At 66.1% G+C, this 26575-nt stretch carries 26 protein-coding genes; 15 read left to right on the top strand and 11 right to left on the bottom strand.

Annotation, left to right across the window (positions count from 1 at the left end):
• Positions 1-17: 17 nt before the first annotated feature.
• The 3 genes from dcp to bioD form a co-directional block, all read right to left on the bottom strand.
• Positions 18-2213 carry a peptidyl-dipeptidase Dcp gene (gene dcp, locus BJI69_RS09475; RefSeq protein WP_046967925.1) on the bottom strand — a complete coding sequence of 732 codons (2196 nt, stop codon included), beginning with the start codon at positions 2211-2213 and terminating at the stop codon, positions 18-20.
• Positions 2214-2306: 93 nt separating this feature from the next.
• The gene (locus BJI69_RS09470; RefSeq protein ID WP_244890716.1) at positions 2307-2612 is read right to left on the bottom strand and encodes a hypothetical protein; all 306 of its coding nucleotides are present in this window, start codon (positions 2610-2612) and stop codon (positions 2307-2309) included.
• Between the two features lie 66 nt (positions 2613-2678).
• Complete coding sequence (gene bioD / locus BJI69_RS09465) at positions 2679-3350, bottom strand: dethiobiotin synthase (RefSeq protein ID WP_046967923.1); 672 nt, start codon at positions 3348-3350, stop codon at positions 2679-2681.
• Positions 3351-3425: 75 nt separating this feature from the next.
• Between bioD and BJI69_RS09460 the strand changes: the two genes are divergently transcribed.
• Entirely contained in the window at positions 3426-3914 is a 489-nt protein-coding gene (locus BJI69_RS09460) for a GAF domain-containing protein (protein WP_046967922.1), read from the top strand.
• A 30-nt stretch (positions 3915-3944) separates the two neighbouring features.
• Here BJI69_RS09460 and yihA read toward each other — a convergent pair whose 3' ends face one another.
• Positions 3945-4589: a ribosome biogenesis GTP-binding protein YihA/YsxC gene (gene yihA, locus BJI69_RS09455; protein ID WP_046967921.1), complete on the bottom strand. Its 645-nt coding sequence runs from the start codon at positions 4587-4589 to the stop codon at positions 3945-3947.
• A 172-nt stretch (positions 4590-4761) separates the two neighbouring features.
• Here yihA and BJI69_RS09450 point away from each other — a divergent pair, with 172 nt between their 5' ends.
• The 5 genes from BJI69_RS09450 (at position 4762) to BJI69_RS09430 (ending at position 8504) form a co-directional block, all read left to right on the top strand.
• On the top strand, positions 4762-5565 hold the full coding sequence (locus BJI69_RS09450; protein ID WP_244465274.1) for a c-type cytochrome: 804 nt from the start codon (positions 4762-4764) through the stop codon (positions 5563-5565).
• A 75-nt stretch (positions 5566-5640) separates the two neighbouring features.
• Complete coding sequence (locus BJI69_RS09445; RefSeq protein ID WP_071924914.1) at positions 5641-6516, top strand: thiol:disulfide interchange protein DsbA/DsbL; 876 nt, start codon at positions 5641-5643, stop codon at positions 6514-6516.
• A 30-nt stretch (positions 6517-6546) separates the two neighbouring features.
• Positions 6547-7200, top strand: a complete 654-nt coding sequence (locus tag BJI69_RS09440) for a thiol:disulfide interchange protein DsbA/DsbL (RefSeq protein WP_046969553.1) — start codon at positions 6547-6549, stop codon at positions 7198-7200.
• A 102-nt stretch (positions 7201-7302) separates the two neighbouring features.
• Positions 7303-8115 (top strand): endonuclease/exonuclease/phosphatase family protein, encoded by an 813-nt coding sequence (locus BJI69_RS09435; protein WP_046969552.1) that lies wholly within the window; start codon positions 7303-7305, stop codon positions 8113-8115.
• 8 nt (positions 8116-8123) lie between these two features.
• A complete protein-coding gene (locus BJI69_RS09430) occupies positions 8124-8504 on the top strand; it encodes a hypothetical protein (protein WP_046969551.1) in 381 nt (126 codons plus the stop codon).
• A 6-nt stretch (positions 8505-8510) separates the two neighbouring features.
• Here BJI69_RS09430 and BJI69_RS09425 read toward each other — a convergent pair whose 3' ends face one another.
• The gene (locus BJI69_RS09425; protein WP_046969550.1) at positions 8511-10145 is read right to left on the bottom strand and encodes a glycoside hydrolase family 17 protein; all 1635 of its coding nucleotides are present in this window, start codon (positions 10143-10145) and stop codon (positions 8511-8513) included.
• 120 nt (positions 10146-10265) lie between these two features.
• On the opposite strand from BJI69_RS09425, the gene BJI69_RS09420 reads away from it, so the two are divergent.
• From BJI69_RS09420 to BJI69_RS09410, 3 genes are read left to right on the top strand one after another with little or no spacing between them, the layout of a single operon-like run.
• Entirely contained in the window at positions 10266-12383 is a 2118-nt protein-coding gene (locus BJI69_RS09420; RefSeq protein WP_046969549.1) for a transglycosylase SLT domain-containing protein, read from the top strand.
• On the top strand, positions 12380-13321 hold the full coding sequence (locus BJI69_RS09415) for a complex I NDUFA9 subunit family protein (protein ID WP_046969548.1): 942 nt from the start codon (positions 12380-12382) through the stop codon (positions 13319-13321). The genes BJI69_RS09420 and BJI69_RS09415 overlap by 4 nt, the downstream gene beginning before the upstream one ends.
• 7 nt (positions 13322-13328) lie before the next feature.
• Positions 13329-14561, top strand: a complete 1233-nt coding sequence (locus BJI69_RS09410; protein WP_046969547.1) for a multifunctional CCA addition/repair protein — start codon at positions 13329-13331, stop codon at positions 14559-14561.
• Between the two features lie 15 nt (positions 14562-14576).
• Here BJI69_RS09410 and BJI69_RS09405 read toward each other — a convergent pair whose 3' ends face one another.
• On the bottom strand, positions 14577-15770 hold the full coding sequence (locus BJI69_RS09405; protein WP_046969546.1) for a class I SAM-dependent methyltransferase: 1194 nt from the start codon (positions 15768-15770) through the stop codon (positions 14577-14579).
• A gap of 57 nt (positions 15771-15827) precedes the next feature.
• On the bottom strand, positions 15828-17945 hold the full coding sequence (locus BJI69_RS09400) for a TonB-dependent receptor (protein WP_046969545.1): 2118 nt from the start codon (positions 17943-17945) through the stop codon (positions 15828-15830).
• Positions 17946-18117: 172 nt separating this feature from the next.
• On the opposite strand from BJI69_RS09400, the gene BJI69_RS22845 reads away from it, so the two are divergent.
• Positions 18118-19089, top strand: coding sequence for a hypothetical protein (locus BJI69_RS22845; RefSeq protein WP_071924913.1), 972 nt, complete (start codon positions 18118-18120; stop codon positions 19087-19089).
• A 51-nt stretch (positions 19090-19140) separates the two neighbouring features.
• Complete coding sequence (locus BJI69_RS09390) at positions 19141-19878, top strand: pteridine reductase (RefSeq protein WP_046969544.1); 738 nt, start codon at positions 19141-19143, stop codon at positions 19876-19878.
• Between the two features lie 689 nt (positions 19879-20567).
• Here the strand turns inward: BJI69_RS09390 and BJI69_RS09385 are convergent.
• The 4 genes from BJI69_RS09385 to tsaD all read right to left on the bottom strand — a co-directional run bounded on the left by BJI69_RS09385 (position 20568) and on the right by tsaD (position 23468).
• Entirely contained in the window at positions 20568-21422 is an 855-nt protein-coding gene (locus BJI69_RS09385; RefSeq protein WP_046968179.1) for a DUF6159 family protein, read from the bottom strand.
• A gap of 111 nt (positions 21423-21533) precedes the next feature.
• The gene (gene folK, locus BJI69_RS09380; protein ID WP_046968180.1) at positions 21534-22052 is read right to left on the bottom strand and encodes a 2-amino-4-hydroxy-6-hydroxymethyldihydropteridine diphosphokinase; all 519 of its coding nucleotides are present in this window, start codon (positions 22050-22052) and stop codon (positions 21534-21536) included.
• A complete protein-coding gene (gene folB, locus BJI69_RS09375; protein WP_046968181.1) occupies positions 22049-22408 on the bottom strand; it encodes a dihydroneopterin aldolase in 360 nt (119 codons plus the stop codon). Before folB ends, folK begins: the two co-directional genes overlap by 4 nt.
• A gap of 79 nt (positions 22409-22487) precedes the next feature.
• Positions 22488-23468, bottom strand: a complete 981-nt coding sequence (tsaD, locus tag BJI69_RS09370) for a tRNA (adenosine(37)-N6)-threonylcarbamoyltransferase complex transferase subunit TsaD (protein WP_425477393.1) — start codon at positions 23466-23468, stop codon at positions 22488-22490.
• 126 nt (positions 23469-23594) lie between these two features.
• Here tsaD and rpsU point away from each other — a divergent pair, with 126 nt between their 5' ends.
• From rpsU to dnaG, 4 genes are all read left to right on the top strand, one after another.
• On the top strand, positions 23595-23810 hold the full coding sequence (gene rpsU / locus BJI69_RS09365) for a 30S ribosomal protein S21 (protein ID WP_029213735.1): 216 nt from the start codon (positions 23595-23597) through the stop codon (positions 23808-23810).
• Positions 23811-23948: 138 nt separating this feature from the next.
• On the top strand, positions 23949-24392 hold the full coding sequence (locus BJI69_RS09360) for a GatB/YqeY domain-containing protein (RefSeq protein WP_046968182.1): 444 nt from the start codon (positions 23949-23951) through the stop codon (positions 24390-24392).
• Positions 24393-24596: 204 nt separating this feature from the next.
• Positions 24597-24770, top strand: a complete 174-nt coding sequence (locus tag BJI69_RS09355; protein ID WP_029213737.1) for a DUF1328 domain-containing protein — start codon at positions 24597-24599, stop codon at positions 24768-24770.
• Positions 24771-24821: 51 nt separating this feature from the next.
• Complete coding sequence (gene dnaG, locus BJI69_RS09350; protein ID WP_046968183.1) at positions 24822-26564, top strand: DNA primase; 1743 nt, start codon at positions 24822-24824, stop codon at positions 26562-26564.
• Positions 26565-26575: the final 11 nt, after the last annotated feature.

Below are 26575 nucleotides of genomic sequence, written 5' to 3'. Positions count from 1 at the left end.
CGCCCAACCCGTGGGGTTTACTTCAGGCCGCGATCCTTCAGCATCGGCTCGATGCTCGGATCCTTGCCGCGGAAGTCGCGATAGAGCTTGCCAAGCTCTTCGGTGTTGCCGCGCGAGAGGATCTTGTCGCGGAAGATCTGCCCGTTCTCGCGGGTCAGGCCGCCGTGCTCCTTGAACCACTCGAAGGCGTCGGAATCGAGCATCTGCGTCCACAGGTACGCGTAGTATCCGGCGGCGTAACCATTACCCCAGATGTGCTGGAAATAGCTCGAGCGGTAACGCGGCGGTACCTGGGCGAGCGTGAAGCCCGCTTTCTTCAGCGCATTGGCTTCGAAGGCATCGACATCCTGCTTCGGCGCACCCGGAGCGATCATGTGCCACTGCATATCGAGCAACGCCGCCGAGATCAGCTCGCTCATCGCGTAGCCCTGGTTGAAGCTCTTCGCCTTCTTGATCTTGGCAACCAGTTCGTCCGGCATGGGGGCGCCGGTCTGGTAGTGCTTGGCGTAGTTGGCGAAGACCTTCGGATCGGAGGCCCACTGCTCATTGAACTGCGACGGGAACTCCACGAAGTCGCGCGCCGTGTTGGCGCCGGACAGCGACGGATACTGCGTGGCGGCGAACATGCCGTGCAAGGCGTGGCCGAATTCGTGGAACATCGTGGTGACGTCGTCGAACGAGAGCAGCGCTGGCTGGCCAGCGGCCGGCTTGGTGAAATTGGCGACGTTGTAGACCACCGGCTTCAGGCCGAACAGCTTCGACTGGTCGACGAAGTTGCTCATCCACGCGCCGCCGTTCTTGTTGTCACGCTTGAAGTAGTCGCAATAGAACAGCGCCATGGAGGTGCCGTCCTTGTCGAACACTTCGAACACGCGAACGTCCGGCTGGTACACCGGTATGTCCTTGCGCTCCTTGAAGGTCAGCCCGTACAGCTGGTTGGCTGCGTAGAACACGCCGTTCTGCAACACGTTGTCCAGCTCGAAATACGGCTTGATCTGCGCTTCGTCGAGGTCGTACTTGGCCTTGCGGACCTTCTCGGCGTAGTGGTCCCAGTCCCATGCCTGGACCTGGAAGCCGCCCTTCTCCTGGTCGATCACCTGCTGGATGTCCTTCGACTCCGCGGTCGCGCGGGCGACGGCAGCGGGGGCGAGACGCTCCATGAATTTCTCGGCCGCGGCTGGCGTCTTCGCCATCTGGTCGTCGAGTTTCCAGGCCGCATAGTTCGGGAAGCCAAGCAACTTGGCGCGGTCGGCGCGCACCTGGGCGATCCGCGTGATGATCTCGCGCGTGTCGTTGGCGTCGCCGTGCTCGGCACGATCGAACGAGGCCTTGAACAGCTTCTCGCGGGTGTCGCGGTCGTTCATGCCCTGCAGCGCGGGCTGCTGCGTGGTGTTCTGCAGCGTGACGACGTACTTGCCGTCGAGCTTGCGATCCTTCGCCGCCGCACTGGCGGCTTCGACGTCGGCGTCGGACATGCCGTCCAGCGACTTCTTGTCGTCGACCACCAGGGCACCGGCCTTGGTCGCGGCGAGCAGCACGTTGGTGAACTTGGTGCTGAGGGTCGACTCTTCCTTGTTGAGATCCTTCAGCTTGGTCTTGTCGGCCTCGGACAGCTTGGCACCCGCGTGGACGAAATCGTCGTAGGTCACCTGGAGCAGGCGTGCGGATTCCGGATCGAGCTTGAGCGAATCGCGCTCGTCATGGAGGGCTTCCACGCGCTTGAACAACTTGTCGTTGAGATAGATCGCATCGCTGTGCGCGGCGAGCTTCGGCGATTCGTCCTCATCGACCTTCTGCAAGGTGTCGTTCGTGTTGGCGCCGGTGAGCGCGCTGAACACGTTCTCCGCGCGCTTGAGCAGGACGCCCGATTTTTCCAGGGCAACGATCGTGTTGTCGAAGCTCGGCTCGTCCGTCGCGTTCGCGATGGCCTCGACCTCGGCCAGCTGCTGCTTCATGCCCTCTTCGATCGCCGGCTGGAAGTCGGCATCCACGATCTTGTCGAACGGCGGCGCCTGGAACGGCAGTTCGCTCGGCGTCAGCAGCGGATTCACGTGCGACGCGGGGACGGCGGCGGACGCTGCCGTGGTCGCAGCCGGCGCGGGCGCGGTGCTGGCCGGTGCGGGGGCGGCAGATTTCTCGGCGTCGTTCGACGAGGAGCAGGCGGCGGTGAGGGCGATCGAGGTGGCGATCACGAGGCTACGGACCTTCAGCATGGGCAACAAATCCCTGACGGTGGGCAAAGCGTCGACTCTAGTGGCGCGGGGCCACCGAGGACAACCGCCATCGGTCAGGGGACGGTACCGGGGTCAGCGGGTGTCGCGCAGCTCCCAGCTCGAGCCGATCAGCAGGTTCAGCCGATGCTTGACGATACGCATCGGCAGGCTCGTGGTGAGCTGCACGTCGGTGCGGTCGTTGGAAAGCTCGCCCTTCGCGGAGGCGCTTCCGTCGGTGACGCCCAGGCTCGGATCGACCTCATCCGGTTCGGCCTGTTTGGCGCGCCAGCGCTGGAACAGGCCGTCGCTGCGCATGGCATCGGCGATGTCGGCGGCCAGCTTGTCCGGCCCGATGCCTTCGAAGGAAAGCTCGGGATCGGGGCCTCTGGCCTTGCTCATGTCTTTTACGGAGAGGAAATAGGTCGTCATGGCGTCTTAGTTAAGCCGGTGGACGTGAATGTACCGTCAGCCGAGCAGGTCGAGGTCGAGCAGGAGTGCCGCGTCTCGCGGCGCCACCCGGTGTGGAAGCACGCCAAGGCAGGGCGCGGGCATCAGTTCACGCAAGGTGGCGATGTTCTTCTCGCGCAGTGGCATGTCCGACTCGACGATGTTGGCGATCCACCCGGCGAGCACGCAGCCGTCCGCCTGGATGGCGCGCGCCGTGAGCCGCGCATGGCTGATACAGCCCAGGCGAATACCGACCACGAGGATCACCGGGAGATCCCACCGACGAGGGATGTCTTCGGTGGACATGCCTTCGGCCAACGGCACCATCCAGCCACCGACGCCCTCGACGATGACGCGGTCGTAGTCGCGGGCGAGTGCGGCGAAGCCGGCGTCGAGGGGCGGCCACGCGATGGGCTGCCCCGCCCGGGCCGCGGCCAGATGGGGCGCTACCGCCTCCTCCAGCGCGATCGGGTTGACCCATTCGTAGGGCGGCCGGGGCGAGCTGGCGGCCTGCAGGTCGAGGGCATCCTGGTTGCGCAGCCCATCCGGCTGCCGGGCCGAGCCACTGGCAACCGGCTTCATGCCTGCGACGCGTTGACCGGTCTCGCGGAACGCGTAGACGAGGGTTTGTGCGCCGTGCGTCTTGCCGATGCCGGTATCGGTACCGGCCACGAAGAAGTGTCGTGACATGAGGCCTGGAGCCTTGCGGGGACGGGGACGTGGCACCATACACGGTCACAGATACCGAATTCACCGGAACCCGCCATGTTCGAAGCCAAGGCCATCGCCACCGACGACAAAGCCACGCTGTACGCCGAGCTGGTCACCCAGGCCCGCGGGCTGCTCGCCGGCGAACCGGACATGATCGCCAATGCGGCGAATTTCGCGGCCCTGGTCTTCGACGCCGTGCCCGACATCAACTGGGCGGGCTTCTATCTGTTCGACGGCAAGGAACTGGTCGTCGGTCCGTTCCAGGGCAAGCCGGCCTGCATTCGCATCGCCATCGGGCGTGGCGTGTGTGGCACCGCCGCGCAAACGCGTGAGACACAGCTGATCCGGGACGTGCACGAGTTCGACGGCCACATCGCCTGCGACGCCGCCTCCAATTCGGAAATCGTGGTGCCCCTGGTCAAGGCCGACGGCAGCCTGCTCGGCGTGTGGGACGTGGACAGCCCGTCCGTCGCACGCTTCGACGACGAAGACCGCAAGGGCATGGAAGCACTCTGCCGCGTGTTCATGGAGACCCTGGCCTGAGCCAGGGTTGTCCGAGCCGATATCCGGCCGTCAGAGCTCGTGCGGACGCGGGGTTGCCAGTAGTACCATGACCCGTGCACGGGCTTCTTCGACGCCGGTCTTGGCGCTCGAGGAGAAGACCTGCGCCGTGCCTGGCACGTTGTTATCGCGGAAATGCTTGCGCATGGCATCCAGCGCCTTCTGGGCCTGGCTTCGAGAAATCTTGTCGGCCTTGGTCAGCAGCACGTGGCAGGGCAGCTGGGTGTCGGCGCAGAACTGCAGCATCGTGGCGTCGAACTCTTTCAGCTCATGCCGGATATCCACGATCAGCACGATGCCGCGGAGGCTGCGACGCATCTTCAGGTAGGCGTCGATCTCGCCGCGCCAGTGCTTGCGCATGGCCTCGGGCACTTTCGCGTAGCCATAACCGGGAAGATCGACCAGCCGGCAATCGAGCGGCTCGGCAGCCTCGGTTTTCAACCGCGGCAGATCGAACACGACCATCAGCTGGGTGCGTCCCGGCGTCTTGGACGTGCGCGCCAGCGCGTTATGGCCCGTCAACGCGTTGAGCGCGCTCGACTTGCCGGCGTTGGAGCGCCCGGCAAACGCCACCTCGGCGCCCTGATCGAAGGGCAGCTGGACGATTTCGTGGGCGGCCAGGACGAAGGTGGCGCCGTTCAACGGATTGGAAGACATGGGGGATAGCCCGCCGGGCGGGAAAAACAATGGTCGGGCAGTGTATGCGATACCACGCCCGGTCGCGCGCTGATGCGGTTTGACCCGGCTCTCCCGGGCCCCTCATAATCTTTTGGTTGCGGCGCGTGGGGAAGCGCGCCCGATCCGGAAGCATCCCCCCTTGGAGAGACTTATGAAGTTTCGGCACGCCGCCGCTGCCATCACCGCGATGCTCGTCATGAATGTAGCTGCGGCCCAGACCGCAGCACCTGCCAAACCGGCCTCCGCGCCGGCGGCAGCGACCACCGCGGCGAAGCCAGGGGCGAATCCGGCGACCGATCCGGCCACACCGGGCATGCCGACCACCGAGACCGCCACCGCGGCACCGGGCGCCGACGCGACGGCCGCAGTCAAGCCGGGCGATGCCACCGCCGGCCAGGGCAAGGCCGCCGCCTGCGGCGCCTGCCACGGCATGGACGGTAATTCGACCGACGCGCAGAACCCGCGCCTCGCTGGCCAGAGCGAGCAGTACATCGTCCGCCAGCTCACCGACTTCAAGGCGGGCAAGCGCCAGAACCCGATCATGATGGGTATGGCTGCCCCGCTGACGCCGCAGGACATGCACGACATCGGCGCGTACTTCGCCAAGCAGAAGCCGCTGCCGGGCGTTGCCGACAAGGCGCTTGTCGACCAGGGCCAGACGCTTTATCGCGAAGGCGATACCGCACGCGGCATTCCCGCTTGCATGGCTTGCCATGGGCCGGACGGTCGCGGCAACCCGGGCGCCATGTACCCGCAGTTGACCAGCCAGCACGCCAAGTACATCGAGGCCACGCTGAAGTCCTGGCACGACGGCACCGCCTGGGGCGACGACGCGCACGCGAAGATCATGCCGTCCATCGCGCAGAAACTTGACGACAAAGACATCGCCGCGCTGGCCAGCTATATCGAAGGCCTGCACACGAACGAGGCGACGGACGCACCCGCGACACGCTGATGGCGTTAAAGTTGGAAGATCGAACGGGCCCCTTCGGGCCCGTTCTCGTTTAGAAGGTTAGAAAAGGAATCCCCGATGCGACTGCGCCTTCCCCTGCTCTGCGCCGCCCTGATGGGTCTGGCGGCCTGCGGCTCCGGTAACAACGATACCGCCGCGACCACCCCGACTCCCCCGCCTGCCGCCACCGCGGCAGCCCCCGCCGCGACCGCGCCTACGCCGGCTTCGACCGCTGCCGCGCCTGCCGCTGCCGGCACCGCCGCCGTGGCCGCACCAGTCGCCGCCCCGGCAACCGATGTCGACGACGCGAGCCGCCCGGCGCCGAAGCCCTTCGTCGATGAGGGTAAATGGGTCGAAGGCAAGAACTACTTCCGCATCGATCCCGCGCAGCCGACCAGCACGCCGGGCAAGATCGAAGTCACCGAAGTGTTTTCGTACGGCTGCCCGTTCTGCTACCAGTTCAACGGCCTGGTCGAACAGTTGGCCAAGGACCTGCCCCGTGGCGTGGTCATGACCTACACGCCCGCCTCGTTCCGACCGGATGAAAACTGGCCGCTGCTGCAGCGCGCCTTCCTCACCGCCCAGGCCCTGGGCGTGGAGAAGCAGGGTCACGACGCCATGTTCGATGCGGTGAACAAGGGTGCGCTCAGCATCATGGACACCGGCGGCGACCGCCGGAAGCCGCAGTCGGCCTGGCCGACCATCGACGATGTCGCCAAGGTCTACGCCAAGTACGGCGTCAAGGCGGAGGACTTCGTCGCCACCGCCAATTCCTTCACGATCAACACGAAGATGAAGCGCGCCGATGAACTCGTGCGCGCTTACGAGGTCGATGGCACACCGGCGATCATCGTCAACGGCAAGTACCGCCTGTCGCCTGCCAGCGCCGGTGGCTATCCGCAGGCCGTCGAGCTCACGCAGTGGCTCGTCAGCAAGGAAGCCGCGGGTAAGTAACCGCGTTCTCGACCCCTCCCGGAGATTTTCATGCTCAAGCGTCTCTCGTTCCTGTTCGTCGGCCTGACCCTGGCCACCGCCTGCTCGGCTGGTGGTGCCGATCCGGCGACCGCGACTGCGGCCACCTATACCGCCGACCAGTACGCCACCATTGCCGCGCCCGTACGTCTCGATCCGAAGGACGGAAAGGTCGAAGTCGTTGAAGTGTTCTCGTACGGCTGCATCCATTGCGCGCATTACGAGGCGCAGGTGGAAGACCTCCAGAAGAAGCTGCCCAAGGGCGTGGTGTTCCATGCCATCCCCGCGGCCTTCAACGACGCGTGGGCGCCGTACGCACAGGCGTACTACGCCGCGCAGAAGCTCGGCGTGCTGCCGAAGACCCATGCGGCACTGTTCAAGGCCATCCACGAAGAGCACTACCCGCTGGGTACGCTCGACGAGCTCGGCGACTGGTATGCGAAGACCGCAGGCGTCGACAAGGCCAAGTTCCTTGCCATCGCCGACAGCAAGGAAACGCACGACCGCATCATCGCCGACACCAAGCTGATCAAGGACTGGGGCGTCGATGGAACGCCGTCGATCATCGTCAACGGCAAGTACCGCCCCGCGCAGTTCAAGGACTTCGACGAACTCAATGGCATGACGCTGTTCCTCGTCGACAAGGAACTCAAGGGCGGCAAGTAAGCCCTTGGGTCGATGCCGACGCCGATACCGATGCCCCCCGTTCACACGGCGGGGGGCATCCTCGGCAGTCACGGCCCGACGTGGTAACCATCGCGAAACACCATGACCCGCTCCCCGCCGAATTCCTCTCCCGCTCCCGAGCGCACCCTGCGCCTGCTGAGTTGCAACATCCTCGCCGGCGCCAGTGTCCAGCGCTACAGCGACTACGTCACGCGCAGCGTCAACGCGGTGTTACCTGGCCGATCCAAGCTGGCCAATCTCGACTCGCTGGCCGAGCTCCTTCATGAATTCGACGTGGTCGGCCTGCAGGAGGCCGACGCGGGAAGCCTGCGCTCCGGCTTCCTCAACCAGACACGCTACATCGCCGAAGCGGCGGGCATGCCGTTCTGGAGCCACCAGCCGAACCGGCCGATGGCTCGCGTCGCGCATTCGGCAAACGGCCTGCTCAGCCGCATCGAGCCAACCGAAGTCATCGACTACCCGCTACCGGGCCGGATCAAGGGTCGCGGCGCGTTGTTCGTAAGATTTGGCGAAGGCACCAACGCGCTGGTGATGGTCGTCGCCCACTTGTCGCTCGGCGCGGCGGCGCGTCAGGGCCAGCTCGCCTTCATTGCCGAATTGCTGGCGCCTTACCCGCATGCGGTGCTCATGGGCGACCTCAACACCGAGCCGACCAGTCCCGAGATGCGCGTGCTGTTCGACAAGACGGCGTTGCAGATGCCGGCGATCCACACGCTCACCTTCCCGAGCTGGAAGCCGCGCCGCGCGCTCGATCACATCCTGACCTCGGCGGACATCAAGCTCGATCGCACGTGGACATTACCCCGCGCCTTCTCGGATCATCTGCCGCTTGCCGCCGAAATCCGCCTGCCTCTCGCCCTTGCCGAGGCAGCCGGCGCATCCCGACCGAGGTGATCCGTTCCATGAAACCGAGCCTGCGCGCCGCCCTGCCCTGGGCCATCATCGTCCTCGCCGCCCTCGGAGCGACCTGGGTTCGCTACGGCTTCGTCGAACCCTCGGACATGGCCCATGCCTGCGATGGTGCGAACGGCCCGTGGTGGTGCGGCACCCGCACGCTCGTCGTGCAGGGATTTCTCAGCTATGGCTACGGCTATGCGGCCGTGCTGATCGCGCTCGTCGCGCTGTTCTGGCGCAACACGGCGGCCGCCGTGCTCGCCGCCTGCGCCGGTGTCATCGCCCTGCAGCTGTACTGCTACGAGGGCGGTGCGCTGGCGCTGCTGATCGGCGTACTGCGCCTGGTCCGCGTGCAGTACGACCGGCAGCAGGTCGCCGTCACCGACTGACGAGGCTTAATCGCGCCTCGCCCGATACCACGCCAGCAGCACGGGCAAGGCCAGTGCGAGGTTGAGCAGCATCCAGCCCCAGGAGACGGCGTTCGCACCCAGCTCCTGCACGACGACCGCAACACCGAGTCCGACCATCCAGACGCCGAGCAATCGCTCTTCGACCATCGGCATGAGGATGTACTCACGCGTGCGCAGGATGGCGAGCAGCAGGAAGCCGACGCACGGCAAGGCGAAGAGACCGATCGGGAAATCGCGGTATCGGCCGTTGAACACCATCAGGATGCCGTAGAGCGTCAGCACGAACATCCAGAAGAAGCGTTGCGGCGTGAACGCATCCGACCAGTCGATGCCCAGACGACGGCGCTCGACCGGTCGTGGCGCGATCGCCACGGGATTGACCGGCGAAGCCAGGCGCGAGGCGATGGCGCGCGATAGTGACAGCGCGGTCAGCAACGCCAGGATCGCGATGATCGCGCCCGTGGCCCATTCGACGTCGTTGCGGGCGGTAAAAAGCAGAAGGCGCGCGTGCGCCGCCAGCGCCGTACCCGTGGCAAACCCCGCGAGGATCAGCGCGATCCAGCCCGATGCCCCGTGCCAGCGTCGGCGGAAGGCACCCACGATGAGGAACAGCAGCGCGCCGATACCGCCGGCGCCGATCGCCCAGGCCCAGCGCGGCTCTTCGACGATCGGGCCCTGCATGGCGAACTTGGGCTTGGCATCGGCATCGAAAATGCCCCAATACCCGCCCACGGTCCCTTCGAGGTCGCGCTTCCACGGCTGGTCGAACGCTTCGATGACGTTGTACGGCATGTCGACGGTGGCGGCGTAGTTGAGGAACTCGCGCATGTAGCGAGCCTCGTTGACCAGGCTCGCACTCGCATCGCGACGCGTACGGCCCTGACTCGGCCAGCCGGTTTCGCCGATCATGATCGACTTGCCGGGGAACTCCTTCTTCATGGCCTGGTACACATCGGCGACGTGGTGTACGGCGTCGGCCGGCGCCACGGGTTCGTCTTCCCAATACGGAAGAATGTGGATCGTGATGTAGTCGGTGTCCTTGGCCAGCTCCGGATGCTTCTTCCAGAACTCCCAGACATCGGCGTAGGTCACCGGCACATCCGTCGCCGCGTTCACCCGCGCGATATACGCACCCAGCGCCTTGGGCGACAGCTCGCCGCGCAGCAGCACTTCATTGCCGACAACGATGCCGCGGAGCGTGTCGTGATCGCGCCGGGCAGCGTTCAGGGCCAGCTTGATCTGCTCTTCGTTCGCAACCGGATCGCGCCCCAGCCACACACCCATCAGCACTTTCATGCCGTAGCGTCCGGCGATATCCGGCACGGCTTCGAGCCCCTGGTTCATCGCATACGTGCGCACGCAGTCGAAGCGGGTGGAGAGAGCTTTGAGATCCTCCTCAACGCGCTCGCGCGACACGAAGGCGTGGGGGTCCATCGGATTCTCGCCCTTCAGCCGGAACGGCGCATAGGAAACGCAGGCGATACGCGTCGTCGGCGAGTCAGGGAGAGGGATCGGGCGACCGAGCGTCCACCAGTAACCGGCACCGAACAGGGCGGCGGCAACGAGGAGTATCCATGCGAGCGGGCGCGCGAGGCGCGCGTAGGGCGTGAGGGGCGGCATCCCGCTAGCTTAACGGGCCCACGGCGCGAGGGCGATTCCGGGCCGGGGCGACCGTTCATCCGAAGTGCGCACCACCTTCCCTTACAATCGGGCGATAAGTCCTAAGTAAAGGAAGACCCGATGGCATCCGCCCCGGCAGCACGACGCGTCGATCGCTCCCTCCGCCTGCTTGGCGGACTCGTCCTCGCCGTCTGCAGCCTGACGGCCGCGTTTTCCGCCGCGGCCAGCGGGACGGATGCCGAGCGGGCCCGCTTTCGCCAGGCGTACGCCGCGGCCCAGCAGGGTGGTGACGGATGGCGGGCGCAGGCGACGGGGCTGGAGGGCTACGTGCTGTTCCCCTACCTTGAAGCGGCCTCCCTCGAACACGACCTGCGCACGCTTGACCGCGGCCCGGTCGATGCCTACCTGGCCCGCTACCCCGGGCTGATTCCCGCTGCCGACCTGCGCAAGGATTACCTCGGTGAGCTCGCCCGCCGCAAGGACTGGGCCACGTTCAGTGCGATGTACCAGCCCGGCCTGGGCGATGCGCTGACCTGCTTCGCCCTGCAGGCGAAGCTGTCGCGCGGCGAGCCGCTCGTCTTCGAGCGCGACCTTGCCGACCTGTGGAAGAAGGCCAGCCTGCCCAATGCCTGCGATCCGGTACTGTCCGCCGCCCACGATCAGGGCCTGCTGACGCCCGAGCGCGTCTGGACGCGGATCCAGACTGCCGCCGATGCCGGCAAGGGTGGCACCGTGGCCGCCCTTGCCCCGTGGCTGCCCGCCGATGATGCCATCGTCGCCCAGCGTATCGCGCAAGCCCTCAACGACCCGGCGACAGCGCTGCGCGATGCGGCGAACTGGCCCGACACGCCGCGCCACCGACAAGCCGTGACGCTCGCCCTTCAGCGTATGGCACGTAAGCAGTCCACCATCGCCGATGGTGCGTGGAGCTCGCTGTCCTCGCATTTCACGCTCAGCGAGCAACAGCGCGGTGCGATCGAAAACGCACTGGCGTTGTTCCACGCGACGGACTTCGACGAGTCCGCGCTGGATCGCCTGGCCGCCCTGCCGCCGGGCGCGCAGACCGATGCCACGCGCGAATGGCGCGTGCGTGTGGCGCTGGCACGACAGGACTGGACGGCGGCCCTCGCGGCCCTGGATGCCCTGGGCGAATCCCAGAAACAAGACGGCGAATGGCGCTACTTCCGCGCACTGGTCCTCGGCAAGCTGGGCCGGCAGGGTGAAGCGAAGGCGCTGTACCAGTCGGTGTCGCAAGAGGCTACCTACTTCGGCTTTCTTGCCGCCGACCGCATCGACTCGGCGTACGCCATCTGCCCGTCGACCATGGCGACCGACGAACGCCGCGAGGCCGCCCTGCTCGCCGACCCCGGTCTCGATCGCGCCTTCGAGCTATATGCGGTGGGTCTGCAGAAGCAGGGCCGTCGCGAATGGACGGCCGCGCTTGCCGGGCGCGACGCCGATACCCAGCGTCTCGCCGCCGATCTCGCCTTCCGCAAGGGCTGGTACGACCGCGCGGTCTTCGGCCTGTCGTCCGGCGACGCCCTGCGCCTTTACGAACAACGTTTCCCGCTGGCCCGCCAGGACGGCGTGGTCGAACAGGCCAGCCAGGCCGGCATCGAAGCGCCGTGGGCCTACGCGATCATCCGCGCCGAAAGCGCCTGGATGACCGATGCCCGCTCCGGCGCGGATGCGCGTGGACTCATGCAGCTGCTTCCCGGCACGGCCTCGCTCGTGGCCAAGCGCAACGGACTCACCTGGTCCGGCGGCGACAGCCTTTACGACCCGGCCACCAATATCGTGCTGGGCACACGCTATCTCTCGCAGATGGCCGAGCGTTACAACGGCGCTCCCTGGCTGGCCAGCGCGGCGTACAACGCCGGCCCGAACAAGGTCGACCAGTGGCTGACGGCACGCGGCACGCTGGACCCGGATCTGTTCGTCGTCAGCATCCCCTATAAGGAAACACGCGAGTACGTCGCCCGCGTGATGGCGTTCGCGGTGATCTACGACTGGCGCCTCACCGGCAACGCCTTGCCGATCAGTACGCGGATGACCCGGATCGGCAGCACCTATGCCCTGCCCTCGTCAGGTGCCCTGCGCAAGCCGGTCACGTGCCCGGCACCCGCCGCGGCCGTGGCCCGCAGCGGACGCGACACCGCTCCCGCGGCGCCTGCCGCCTTGCAGCCGGCACCGGCCGCGGCGTCGTCGGCGCCCGCCTCACCGGATGCCCAGCCATGAAACCCCAGCGGATCGTCCTGCTCGGCGCCACCGGTTTCGTCGGCGGCGCGCTCGTGCCGCGACTGGCGGCGGACGGGCACGAACTGATCCTGCTCTCGCGTAATCGCCAGGGCCGCCGTCATAGCGTCGTCGGCCGCAACGTCACCGTCGCCAGCGCCGATGTCTACGACCCAGCCACCCTGCGCCGCCACGTGGCCGGCGCGGATGCCGTGATCAACCTTGTCGGCATCCTCAACGAAAGTGGCCGTCACACGTTCGAACGCGCCCACGTGGGCCTGACGCGCCTGCTCGTCGAGGCCTGCCGTGACACGGGCGTCCATCGCTTTCACCAGATGAGTTCGCTGAAAGCAGGCCAGGGACTGTCGTCCTACCTGCGCACGCGCGGCGAAGCCGAAGCACTGGTGAAGGCCTCCACGCTCGACTGGACCATCTACCAACCGAGCACGATCTTCGGACCGAACGACGGCCTGGTCTCCCGCTTCGACAAACTCATGGCGATCGCGCCGGTGATACCGCTGCCCCGCCCCAACGCGAAGATCGCACCGGTCTACGTAGGCGATGTCGTCGAGGCGATGGCACGCGCGATCGCCGATCCGGCGATCTCGGTATTGCGTACCTTCGAACTCTACGGCCGCGAGACCGTGTCCCTGATCGACGTGGTACGCGCCATTCGCGATGCGCGCGGCCGTCGTCGCTGGGTCGTTCCGATGCCCGATGCGCTCGGCCGGCTACAGGCGCAGCTCGCCCAGTTCGCGCCAGGCAAGCCGTTCACGCCGGACAACTTCCGCACGCTGCGCACCGACTCGGTCGGCAAGGTCGACGGGCTCGCCCAACTAGGTATCGTGCCGCAGTCGTTTTCCGCGTGGCTACCCCGCCTGCTCGGCAAACCCGTTCGCCAGCGCCGTCTCGACGACGCGCGTGCGCGTCACCACCACTGACGCCCACATGGATATCTATCTCGTCGGCGGCGCCGTCCGCGACCAACTCCTGGGCCGCCCTGTCGTCGATCGTGACTGGGTCGTCGTGGGCGCCACGCCCGAGGAGATGCTGTCTGCCGGATACAAGGCCGTCGGCAAGGACTTTCCCGTCTTCCTCCACGGCGACACCAAGGAGGAATACGCGCTCGCCCGCACCGAACGCAAGACCGGGCGCGGCTACCACGGCTTCGCGTTCCACGCCGATCCTGGCGTCACCGTGGAGCAGGATCTCGAGCGGCGCGACCTGACGATCAATGCCATCGCCCAGCACGAAGACGGCCGCCTTGTCGATCCCTTCGGCGGCGTCGCCGATATCGCCTCGCGTACGCTGCGCCATGTGTCCGCCGCCTTCATCGAGGACCCGGTACGCCTGCTTCGCGTGGCGCGTTTCGCGGCCCGCTATGCGCCGCTCGGCTTTCGTGTGGCCGACGAGACCATGGCCCTGATGCGTCGCATGGTCGACGACGGTGAAATCGATCATCTGGTGCCGGAGCGTGTCTGGGCGGAGACGCGCAAGGCATTGGCCGAGCCTGCTCCCTCAGTCTTCCTCCGCGTGCTTCGCGAAAGCGGCGCGCTTCGCGTGCTGTTTCCGGAAGTGGATGCGCTGTACGGCGTACCGCAGCGACCGGAGTTCCATCCGGAAGTGGACACAGGCATACACATCGAACTGGTGTTGGACGCCGCCGCACGACTGGCACCGGGCGACGCTCTCGTGGGCTGGTGCGCGCTCACCCACGACCTGGGCAAGGCCCTGACACCGGCCGACGTGCTGCCCCGCCACATCATGCATGAGCAGCGCGGCATCGAACCGGTGCGGGCGATCTCGGCACGACTGAAGGTGCCGTTCGAGTACGCGTCGATGGCCGAGCTCGTCTGCAAGCACCATCTCAATGCGCACATGGCCTTCGAACTGAAGCCGACGACGATCCTGCGCCTGCTCGATGCGCTCGGCGCACTACGACGACCCGAGCGCCTCGAAACGTTCCTGCTGGCCTGCATGGCGGACAAGCAAGGCCGGCTGGGCAGCGAAGACGCGCCGTATCCGCAGGCGGATTTTCTGCGTGACTGCCGCAAGGCGGCGGCTGCGATCACGTCGCAGCCGTTTGTCGATCAGGGTTTGCATGGGCCCGCTATCGGCGAGGCGATGAAGAAGGCCCAGGCCCAGGCGATTGCGGCTGTGCCGAGGAACCGCTCTTTGTAGGAGCCGATTCATCGGCTACAGGCGCGAGCCCTGGTCGGCGGCGAGGATGCCTTCGGGCAGGGCCGAGGCTTCGATGCCCTTGGCGAACAGCATCACCTGGAAGCGCTCGCCCATCTGCTCGGGCAAGGTCAGCTTCTTCACTTCCTGGGCGAGCCGGTAGCGCGCGGCCTCGTCGGTCAGCATCAGGTAATCGTTCTCGAAGAACTCCTGCATGCCCACAGCCAGCAGGAACGGTGCCTGCGGCATGTACGCCGCGACACCGAAGCCGGCGTTGTTGCCCGCTTCGGCAAGACCGGTGAAATCCACCGAGGCCGTGAGGTCCTGCAGGCCGGGCAGGTAGAACGCGTCGCCGTGCATGCGATGGCGATAGAACGCACGCAAGGTGCCGTCCGTGCGCTCCGGCAGGTAGAACTCGTTGCGCGTATAGCCGTAATCGGCGAACAACATCGCGCCACGCCTGAGCGAGCCAGCCACTGCCTGCATCCAGTACGGCAACTGCGGGAGGATCTCGGTGCGATAACCGTTTTCGAAATCACGACCGAGATCGCGCTCGACGTGACGCACGGCGCCGCTGACCAGGGCATCGGCGGGGCGGTCCGTGCGATGAAAGCGACCGTCGCCGTCGAGGACCACGTACTCCTCGTACACTTCGCCGTCGCGCACCGTGAAGCGCGTGGTCGGCAGCGCGTCGATCACTTCGTTGGCGAAGAGCACACCGTCCCAGTCCTGCTCCGGCGGACCGTCGAGCCACACCGCACGGGAGAACAGTTCGGCCGGCAAGGCAGCATGCAGGCGTTCACGCTGACGCTCACGAAGGTCGGCACTGGGTTCGAGAATCATGAAGCGACGCGGCAGACGACCCGCGGCATCGAGGGCCAGCAGGGCGGCTTCGGCGAAGGCACCGCTGCCGCCACCCAGTTCGAGGAAGTCCGCGTCGGGGCCCAGGGAGGCAAGTACCGGCTCGAGCGCGCGGACCACGCAACGGGCGAAAAGCGTGCCGATCTCCGGCGCGGTGATGAAGTCGCCATCCCCGCCGAACTTGGCCTTGCCCGCGCTGTAATAGCCGAGGCCGGGCGTGTACAGGCAGCGCTCCATGAAGCGCGAGAAGGTCATCGGCCCGTGGGAGGCGATTTCCTCACGCAGCAGGGCGGAAAGATGATCGGAGTGGGCGCGCTCGTCGGCGCCGGGTTCGGGAAGCTTGGCGTTCATGCCCTCAGGATAACGGATGCCGCGCCCCGGTTCAGGAGCGCGGCATCCCGGGGCCGATCAGAAATCCTGCTGCAACGACAGGAACACGCCACGGCGCGGACCGAACTGCGGCGCGCCGACGCCGATACCGGAGCCGTCACGGATCTCGTAGGTACGATCCAGTGCGTTGACCAGGGCCAGCTGGGCGTGGGTCTTGCCGATGCTGGTCAGGTCGAAGTCGTGCGCCAGGCTTAGGTTGAGCTGGAAATAGCCCGGTATCGTGTCGCCATTGGGCACCGCGCCATCGCGACGCAGGCCCGAACCGAACAGGTAGTCCGCACCAACGCGCGTGCCCTCGGAGAAGGCGTAGCTGATGCCACCCGACGAGGTGTACTTCTGGTCGTGATCGAGGTGGATGTAGTTGTTGTAGATGTAGGCCAGATCGTCCGGGTTGAAGTTGTACTGACCCGTGATGATCCGCTTGCCCACCGAGCGGTTGTACGCAAAGTTGAAGTACGCCGTGAGGGCGCCATCGGTGTAGTTCACCGTCAGCTCGCTGCCCTTGATCCGGCCCTGGTCGTAGTTGAAGGTCGAGTACAGCAGCGCTGTACCGAACTGACCCTCATCCTGCAGGCGCGAGACGCGGCGGTTGTAGCTGTCCAGGCCGACGGTCCACTTGTCGCCGATCTTCTGCGAGATACCGACGTCGTAGTAGCTGGAGCGCTCGGCCAGCGGCGTGTCGTTGCCGCTGTCGGGAAGCGCGTTGGTGGTGCCGGCGAACTTGGCGATGGAAACCGGGCTGATCTGCTCGCTGGCCGGCGGCGTGAAGTAACGCGAGTAACCCGCGTGGATCGTCGTGGTGTCGGTCGCCTGGTAAACCAGGCCAAGACGCGGGCTGAGCTGGCTTTCGGTACGGAAGGCCTCGTAGCGATCGCCGCGTACGCCGTAGTTCACGGTCCACTTGTCGCCGATGCTCCACTCGTCCTGCAGGTACACCGCATAGGTGCGCGCCAGGATCCGGCTGGAGTCGAGGATATTGAGCGGTGTGGTCGAGGTCTGGTTGCCGTCGTCATCGGCCGGGAAGACCAGCGCATCGTTGCTCGACGCCGCACGCTCGAACGAGCCGTACATGCCGTAGCGCAGCGTGTGGTTGTCGCCCAACGGCGTGGAAAAATCCGCCTGCAAGGTGCTGGCGCGGTTGGCACGACGCACATCCGACGCGACACCGTTGAACATCAGGTCGCCGATATCGTCCGGCGTGAAGTCCAGGCTGCTGTAACGCTCACCGGCCGACACCTGGTATGCCGTCGAGCCCATCTTGCCCTGCAGGCTGAGGACGCCGAAGCGCGTCTTTTCCTGCTGGCGCTCGTTGAGCTGGGCCGAGTCGAAGTTGGTCACATCGAGATAACCGAACTGCGGCGTCTGGCCCGGGTTGTTCGGGATGTCGAAGCGGTTGTTGGTCACGCCGAACATGAAGCTCAGGCGCGTGTCGTTATTGATGAGGTAGGAAACGTCGCCGAACGCCTTCACCTGGTTGGTGTGGTCGTGCACCGCCTTGCGGCTGGCCGTGGGGTTCTCGATGCCGACGTCGTTCTCGAGATAGTTGGCCGTGAGGAAGAAGCTCCAGTCGCCCGTCTTGCCGAACAGCGTGGCGTTCGGGTTCAGCGTGCCGTACTGGCCGCCGGTGATGCCGACGGTGCCGCCGATGCCGTCTTTCGGCGTACGCGTCGTGATGTCGACAATGGCCGCGGTGCGCTCACCGTACTGCGCGGGGAGCGCGCCGGTGAGCAGCTTCACGTTGTCGATCATGCGCGCGTCGAGGGTCTGGCCGAAGCCACCGATGCTTTCCGGAATGAGCACGCCATTGATGCGGTACTGCAGGTTGGCGTGATCGCCACGCACATGCAGCTGACCGTAGGAATCCTGGACCACGCCCGGCGCCTGCAGGATGACCTGGTTGAGCGGGGTGGAATCGCCCAGCGGCAGGGCCTGGATCGTCTGCCGATCCATGACGTACTGGCTGCTGCCGGTGTCCGGCGACAGGCTGTTACGCGCCTCGTCGAGACGGGCGGTGACGTCCACCGCGCCAAGGTTCGTGGCCTTCTGCGGGTCGGTGGCGTCGGTGGTGTCGTCCGCGAAGGCGGGGGCGGCGGACAGGGCAAGGGCGATGCAGAGCGCGAGGCGAGCGGGGGTCATCGGGGACTCTTCTGGGGTAGCGATGTTATAACGTATCATAATGAAATCGGAGGATGGGGGAAATCCGCCGGAAGTCACTATCCGCCCGACGGGGTTTCATCGCCCTTTCGCTTCATGGCGGACTCACGCAGGCCACGCGACGATGCTTGCCATCGCATGCCCGGAGAGACCGATGGCCAAAAAGGACCCTACCTCGACCTCGAAAGAGATCGTTCCCGTGTCCGCCGAGCGCGGCGAGAGCCCTGTCGCCAAGGCGATTCTCGAGTTCGTCAGCCGCATTCCCGAGAGTGAGGTCCCCCGAGTGAAGGGCGACGCCGCCGAGGAGTGTCGCCGACTGGCCTCATCCGCCGCGCAGAAGGCCGCCATCACCGCCGGCTCGCTCGCCCTGCCCCCGGGTCCGCTGGGCTGGCTCACCGTGCTGCCCGAACTCGTCGCGATCTGGCGCATCCAGGGCCAGCTGGTCAGCGATATCGCCGCGGCGTATGGCAAGACACCGAAGCTGGGCCGCGAGCAGATGCTCTGGTGCCTGTTCCGCCACACCGCCGCGCAAGCCTTCCGCGACGTCGCCATCCGGGTCGGCGATCGCCTTGTCTTCCGCACGACCGCGACCAGCGTGTTGCAGCGGCTGGCCGGCCGCATCGGCGTCAGCGTCTCCAAGCGCGCTGTCGGCAAGGGTATTTCCCGCTGGCTACCGGTGGTCGGCGCCCTCGGCGTCGGTGCCTACGCGTACTACGACACGGGCCAGGTGGCGAAGACCGCGATCGACCTCTTCAGCGGCGAGATCCACATCGACGACGATCCGGACGGCAGCGAACCGAACGGCCGAGAGCAAGGCAAGACATCTCGCGCCCGGAAGGGGACCGCCACCCCCGACGCAAAAGCCCCTGTAGGAGCCGGCTCCGCCGGCGATCCACCCGCGCCGAAGACAGCAGCCCGCAAGACATCGCCCGCGGCCACACGCAAACGCGCCACGACAAAGAAAACCGTCGCCCGCAAATCCGTCGCGACCAAAGCAACCAAGGTAGCCAAGCCAGCGGCGAAGAAAGCGGCCGCCAAGGCGACAAGCAAGGCCACGAAAAAAGTGACCGCACGTCGGGCGCCTGCGAAGAAGACCGCCGCCCGCAAGCCCCGGGCCGCGACGTGACGCGCGCCCCTGTTTGCGGCAAGCTCCTCCCGGATTGAACAGGGAGTCGCGATGAACAAGCAGCCGGTCATTCTGGTTACCGGAGGTGCCCGCCGCGTCGGCGCCGCTATCGTGCGACGCCTGCACGCTGCAGGCTGCGCCGTCGCCATCCACTACCGAAGCTCGGCGGATGAGGCAGAGGCGCTCGCTCAGGAACTCAATGCCACGCGGACGAATAGTGCACACACGTTCGCCGGCGCACTCGAAAACGATGACACGCCCACCGCACTGGTGGACTCCGTGCTCACGCACTTCGGCCGGCTCGACGGCTTGGTCAACAACGCCTCGGCGTTCTATCCCACACCGATCGGCGAGACCACCGCCGCGCACTGGGACGATCTTTTCGCCGCGAATGCACGCGCGCCGTTCTTTCTCGCCCAGGCCGCGACGCCGGCACTACGTGCGGCGCATGGCGCCATCGTCAACATCGTCGATATCTACGCGGAGCGACCGCTCGCCGGGCACGTCGTCTACTCGATGGCGAAAGCGGCGCTGGTCATGCTGACGCAGGCGCTGGCCAAGGATCTTGCGCCGGACGTGCGGGTGAACGCGGTCGCGCCGGGCGCAATTCTCTGGCCCGCCTCCGGCAAGCCGGAAGAAGCCGCAGAGGCACTGATCGCGAAGACGCCGCTAGCGCGCAAGGGCGAGCCGGACGATGTGGCCGAAGCCGTGCGGTGGTTGCTGCTGGATGCGCATTACACGACTGGGCAAGTGATTCGTGTCGATGGCGGCAGGGCTTTGAATATTTGAAGCGTCGGCAAAGATAGGGTTCTTCGTCGCTTACCTTGAGCCATTGCGCCGCCGCTTGCGTGGAGGTGTGAGGCGCAGAGCCTTCGGTGCCCACCCTCGCTGGGGGGCTTGAGGCAAAGAGCCTTCGGTGTCGAGCCGACGGAGCAACGCCGCTTTGGCTGCTGGCTTGTCACCATCGCCAAACGGTCGACCCGGCGCGCCGGTCGCGATCGTCTTTTCGCGGGCAGCGCCACGGCGAGAAAGGCGCTCACCGAGCCGGAGTGAACGTACCCGCACGACTGCCGTAACGGCTCGCTTCGGCGGCCACACCCACTCCAACGGCTCGCCTTCCAGCTAACCGTATCGTCGTGAGAGACCTTGGTGTCCACCCTCGAGGCGAGTTCCGCACAAGTGGAGCGGCCGTAGGCCAGATAAGTACACGGGCCGCGTTAGCGGCCTTTCCGGTACGGAACGCGGAGGACCTGTCTGAGCAGCGAGGGTGGACACCAAGGTCTCCCCGCGAGACGCCCAAGTGTACGTAGCGATGGCGAACCCAAGCCGCCCCGCGAGGTCGACGAGCGTGCCCGCGAACGAAGCACGGCACGTACGCCCCGGAAATGCGCGAAGAACCAAAAAGACGAGGCCCCGATGTCGGGGCCTCGTTTGCTGGTCTCGCCGCTGAAGCGGCTCACACGGGTTTGGCGGAATGCTCAGCCCTTGGGGCGGAACGCCGATTCCAGAAGCGCGCGATCGAAACCCTGGCCCGGATCGCCTTCTTCGGCGAAGCGGTACAGCGCCGCCGAATAGACGCCGTGCATCGCGGTCTGGAACAGGCTGAGAGCAACCAGGCCGATCACCGCGGCGGCGCCGACGACGAACATCAGCGCGACGGAGTGCGTGGCGACCGCACCGAGGAAGAGCATGCCGCTGACCAGGAGCAGGCCGAAGGTCAGCAGGCTGCCGGCGACGCCGATGCCCGCGTTGCCGATGAGGTTCTCGCCCCAGGTATCGCGCAGCAGCGACGCACTGCGCTTGATCGCGTCGATGGGACCGACGTCCTGCGCGGCGAGCACCGGCACGACGAGGAAGGTGGCGACCGTCCAGCCGAAGCCGAGCAGACCGACGACGATGCGACCGATGAGGCCGAAACGCTCCTGCAGCGCACGCAGGATCATGCCGACCGTGGCGGAGATGAGCGCATAGCCGATGATGTTGGGCAGCTTACCCATGGCGAGCCGGACGCCATCGCGCACGGTCGGGTTGCCCCCATCGAGACGGATCATCGCGGCCGAGGCCAGCGCGGTGTTGAAAAAGATCACCACCGTGTACTGCACGAAGTAGAACAGGAAGCTCACCAGCATGAACATCGGTGAGGCATGACCGCGCTGGCCTTCGAAGCCCGCGCGGTGATGAGCGATCAGGGTGAACACCGGCCACGCAAAGGTAGCGATCACGGCGAGCGAAGCCAGTCCCGCGAACAGCGGGAAGAGCATCAGCTCCTTGTCCTGGCGGAGGATGTTGGCGCTCGACTTCATCAGCGCCCAACTGCGTGCGAACTTACCCATTTCCCCGTTCCCTTTGGCCCCTTTGGTGGAACGCGTTGTAGCATCCCTGGGCAGCGGTTCGCCAGAGCCCATGGGCCGGGCGCGCTCAGGAGGCGACGCCTCAGGGACTTCCTAGGACTTGGCGTTGACGGCTTCGGTGCAAGCGTCGTCCAGCGCCAGGGGTTCGCTTTCTGTCGGGAACGCTGCCCAGAGCTCGGCCATGGTCCGACCGTCGACCGGATGGCGAACTGACGGCGCGATGTCGACCATCGGCTTGAGGACGAAGGCGTGGCGCAGCTCGCCGCGCGGCAGCTTCAGGTTTCCCTTGCCGCTGAGGACGAGGTCGTCGAAAAGGACGATATCCACGTCGAGCGTGCGGGAGCCGTAACGCGCGCCACCCCGAATGCGGCCATGCCGGTCTTCCAATGCGTGCAGCCAGTCGTTCAGGGCATCGGGCGCGAGGTCGCTGTCGATCGCGACGGCCAGGTTGAAGAAGTCGGGGCCATCGAAGCCGACGGCAGTACTGCGATAGACCGGGGAGACGTCGATCTTGCCGAAGCGGGCACGCAACTCCTCGACCGCGGCGACGAGCCAGCGCTCCGCATCGATGTTGGAGCCAAGGCTCAGGTAGGCACGACCGGTCCCGGTCATTCCGGTCGGATACCGCGTTCGATGCGGACGCCCACCGCTTTGGCACCGCGCACGGCACCGGGCTTGGACAACTTCAAGCGCACCCAGGACACACCGAACTCCTCGCGTACGATATCGGCGCAACGCTCCGCGAGAGTTTCCACCAGACCGAAGCTGGACGCTTCCACGTACGACTGCAGGCGCTTGGAGATGGACTTGTAGTTCAGCGTATCGGCGATGTCGTCGCTGGCCGCGGGGCGACGATTGTCGAAAGCCATTTCCAGGTCGAACGACAGGGTCTGCCGGATCCGGCGTTCCCAGTCGTAGATGCCGATGACCGCGTCGATGCGCAGGTCTTCGATGAAGACGATATCCATGGAGGGGGCGTAGGGGACGAAGAGGGCCTTACAGGGTCCGCGACCGCCTTGAGATACGCAAGTGGGGCGGCTTCCTCGCTCAGGCCGCGGGCAGACTCTCCAGGCTCCAGCGCGGATGCACTTCGATCGTGGCGTCCTGGTGCTGACCCGACGCCAGGCGGATCGCGCCGGCGAGGGCGATCATCGCGCCGTTGTCGGTACAGAACGCCAGGCGCGGGAAATAAACCCGGAAACCGTCTTTCGCCCCCGCCTCGGCCAGTTGTTCGCGGAGGCGCTTGTTCGCGCCGACGCCGCCGGCGATCACCAGCCGCTTGGCGCCCGTGGCCTCGAGCGCACGCCGGCACTTGATCGCCAGGGTGTCGACGATGGCTTCCTCGAAGGCCCTCGCCACGTCGGCGCGGGTCTGGTCGGTCTTGTCGCTGGCATTCCAGGCCAGCAGTACCTGGGTCTTCAGCCCGGAGAAGCTGAAGTCCAGCCCCGGCCGGTCGACCATGGGCCGGGAAAACCGGAACCTGCCCGGCGTGCCCTGCTCGGCGAGCTTGGCCAGGGCCGGGCCGCCGGGATAAGGCAGGCCCATCATCTTGGCCGTCTTGTCGAAGGCCTCGCCCGCTGCATCGTCCAGGGTGTCGCCAAGGATCGTGTACTCGCCGATCGCCTTCACCTCGACCAGCATCGAGTGGCCGCCGGAGACCAGCAAGGCCACGAACGGGGTCTCCGGCGGGTCGTCCTCGAGCAGGGGCGCCAACAGATGACCTTCCATATGGTGGACACCGATGGCCGGTACGCCGAGCGCCCAGGCCATGGCGCGGGCGGCCGAAGCGCCCACGAGAAGGGACCCGACCAGGCCGGGTCCCGCCGTATAGGCCACGCCGCCGAGATCGGCAGGGGTGAGCCCGGCCTCCTTCAAGGCCTCGCGCACCAGGGGGACAAGCTTGCGGACATGGTCCCGGCTGGCCAGTTCGGGCACCACGCCGCCGTATTGGGCGTGCAGGGCGATCTGACTGAAAAGGGCGTGGGAAAGCAGGCCACGACCCGGTTTTTCCGGGTCCCAGCGCAGCAAGGCCACCCCTGTTTCATCACAGGACGTTTCCACGCCTAAAACAGGCTTTGAAATTTTCGAATCGATCACGTTATAATCCACGGCTCGCCCGGGTACTCCGGGTCAGTTTAATCAAGTGGAGTTTCCATGCCGAGCGTTAAAGTCCGCGAGAACGAGCCTTTCGAGCTTGCCCTCCGTCGCTTCAAGCGTACGTGCGAGAAGGCTGGCGTGCTGGCCGAAACGCGTAAGCGCGAATTTTATGAAAAGCCGACCCAGGAGCGTAAGCGCAAGCGCGCCGCTGCTGTGAAGCGTCACCTGCGCCGTCTGTCCCGCGACACGACGCGCCGGACCCGCATGTACTGATGCCCATCCCGGTCCCTTGGGACTGGGTATGGTACCTCGGCAGGCGCCCTGCGCGCTGCCCGGTGTATTCAGAGCGGAAATCCCGAGCCGGCTTTGCCGAAAGGTAAAGCCGGCTTTTCGTCGTCCCGGAGAAAGTGCATGAGCCTCAAGGCAAAGATCACCGAAGACATGAAGGCCGCCATGAAGAGTGGCGAAAAGGACCGCCTGGCCGTGATCCGCCTGATCCAGGCCCAGATCAAGCAGCGCGAAGTCGACGAGCGGATCGAGCTCGACGATGCCCAGGTCCTGGCCGCGCTGGAGAAGATGCAGAAGCAGCGCCGCGACTCCATCGAGCAGTTCGACAAGGCTGGCCGTACCGATCTGTCGACCATCGAGCGCTACGAAATGGGCGTGATCGACGGTTACCTGCCGGCGAAGCTGGACGACGCCGAACTGGATGCCATCATCGCCGCCGCCATTGCCGAAACGGGTGCCACTTCGGCACGCGACATGGGCAAGGTGGTCGCCCTGATCAAGGAAAAGGCCGCCGGTCGTGCGGACATGGCTGCGGTAGCAGGCAAGGTCAAAGCCAAGCTGGCTTGAAGCCCGACTCTGTGTGGGAGCCGCTTCAGCGGCGATAGGGTGCTCGCCCCATCCTGGCCCGCTGCCGCGGGATCGCCGCTGAAGCGGCTCCCACAGGTAAAGAGGCCGGACAACACGCCTCAGCTTCACGACGGCGCCACACGGTTGTCATTAATTTCCCCCGCGCGGCTGGTGGACTCCCTCCGGCGCTGACGGGGGATCCCTATGCTCAAGTACGCCATTATCTTCGGTCTCATCGCGCTGGTTACCGGCGCGCTGGGCTTCAGCCGTGTGTCCGGCATCGCCGCGACGATCGCCAAGGTCTGCTTCGCCATCTTCCTGATCCTGTTCGTGATCGCGATCCTGGCCGTGATCGGCGTGTTCCACATGGCGTTCTGACGATGATCCGGTCTCCATTCGGACGCGGATGCATGGCATCCTAGGCGACTGATGCGTGGCCGAATTCCCGACAATTTCATCGACGAACTGCTGACCCGCGTCGACATCGTCGACGTGATCGAGCGTCGCGTCCCGCTGAAAAAGGCGGGACGCGAATGGACCGCCTGCTGTCCGTTCCATAACGAGCGCTCACCCTCGTTCTACGTGAGCCCGCAGAAGCAGTTCTTCCACTGCTTCGGCTGCGGCGCGCACGGCAGTGCGATCAAGTTCCTCATGGACTACGACCGCCTCGAATTCCCCGACGCCATCGAGGAACTCGCCCAGTCCGCCGGCCTGAAGGTGCCCTACGAGGGCAACCGCGACGATAAGCCGCGTGAAGATCGCAGCGACCTCTATACCCTGCTCGACGATGCCGCGAGCTTCTACCAGCGCGAGCTCGGTAACAGCCCCGAGGCCACGTCGTATGTGGACCGTCGGGGCCTCGACGACGAGATCGTCAAGCGCTTCCGTATCGGCTGGGCGCCGGCCGGCTTCGATGGCGTGATGAAGGCCCTGGGCACGAACGATCGCCGACGCCAGCTACTCAACGAAGCGGGCATGGTCGCCAGTAACGAGCGCGGCAATAAATACGATCGCTTCCGCGAACGTGTAATGTTCCCGATCCTGGACCGTCGCGGTCGCGTGATCGCCTTCGGTGGGCGCGTTCTGTCGTCGGAGCAGAGCCCGAAGTACCTCAATTCGCCCGAAACCCCCTTGTTCCACAAGGGCAAGGAGCTGTTCGCCCTGTGGCAGGTGAAGCAGGCGAACCAGACCGTCACCCGGATCATGGTGGTCGAGGGCTATATGGATGTCATCGCCCTGCATCAGGCGGGGCTGCCGATCGCCGTCGCCACCCTGGGCACCGCAACCACACCCGAACATGCCGAGGTGCTCTTTCGTACCGCACCCGATGTCTACTTCTGTTTCGACGGCGACCGCGCCGGCAAGGCCGCGGCGTGGCGGGCGCTGGAATCCGTGCTGCCGCGCATGCGCGACGGCCGCCAGGCGCACTTCCTCTTCCTGCCCGACGGCGAAGATCCGGACACCCTGGTGCGCAAGGAAGGCAAGGACGGCTTCGAGAAGCGCATGAAGGAATCCATGCCGATGTCCGAGTACTTCTTCGAAGAACTCGCGCGGGATGTCGACCTCAGCCGCCTGGACGGCCGCGCCCGCCTGGCCGAACGGGCCCGCCCGCTCATTGCCAAGCTGCCCGACGGGGCCTTCCGCGACCTCATGGGCCAGGAGCTGGAGCGCCGTACGGGCGCCAAGGCGGTGCTCGAGCCCGAACCCGCGCCGACCCGCCAGCAGCAGGCGCGGCCGGCCAATGTCCAGCGCAGCCTGGTACGCAGCGCGATCACCCTGCTGCTGGCCCAGCCCGCGCTGGCCGACGAGGTGGAGCCACCGTATGCCTTCCTGCGTCTCGACCGCCCCGGCGTGAACCTGCTGGCCGAGTTGATCGACGTGGCGCGGTCCCGCCCAGGCATCAATCCTGCGGTGCTGGTTGAGTATTTTCTTGACCGACCCGAGTACGCCTCCCTGCAAAAACTCATGCAGGCCGAGGTGGTCGGCGATGCCGATATGCAGCGCGTCGAGTTCCTCGGTTCGCTCGATCAGATGCAGCGCCAGGCCGTGACACAGCGTCGCGAATACCTGATCGGACGGAGCCGCGAGGGGGTACTGGACGATACGGAGAAGGCCGAACTGCGTGTCCTGCTGGCCGCCCGCTCCGCGCCCGCCCCGGCGGAGGGCGAATGATGCGCTGCACC

It is taken from the genome of Luteibacter rhizovicinus DSM 16549, assembly GCF_001887595.1.
GTDB lineage: Bacteria > Pseudomonadota > Gammaproteobacteria > Xanthomonadales > Rhodanobacteraceae > Luteibacter > Luteibacter rhizovicinus.
The sequence above is the reverse complement of the archived record's forward strand: the minus strand, read 5'-3'. Positions and strand labels throughout refer to the sequence as shown.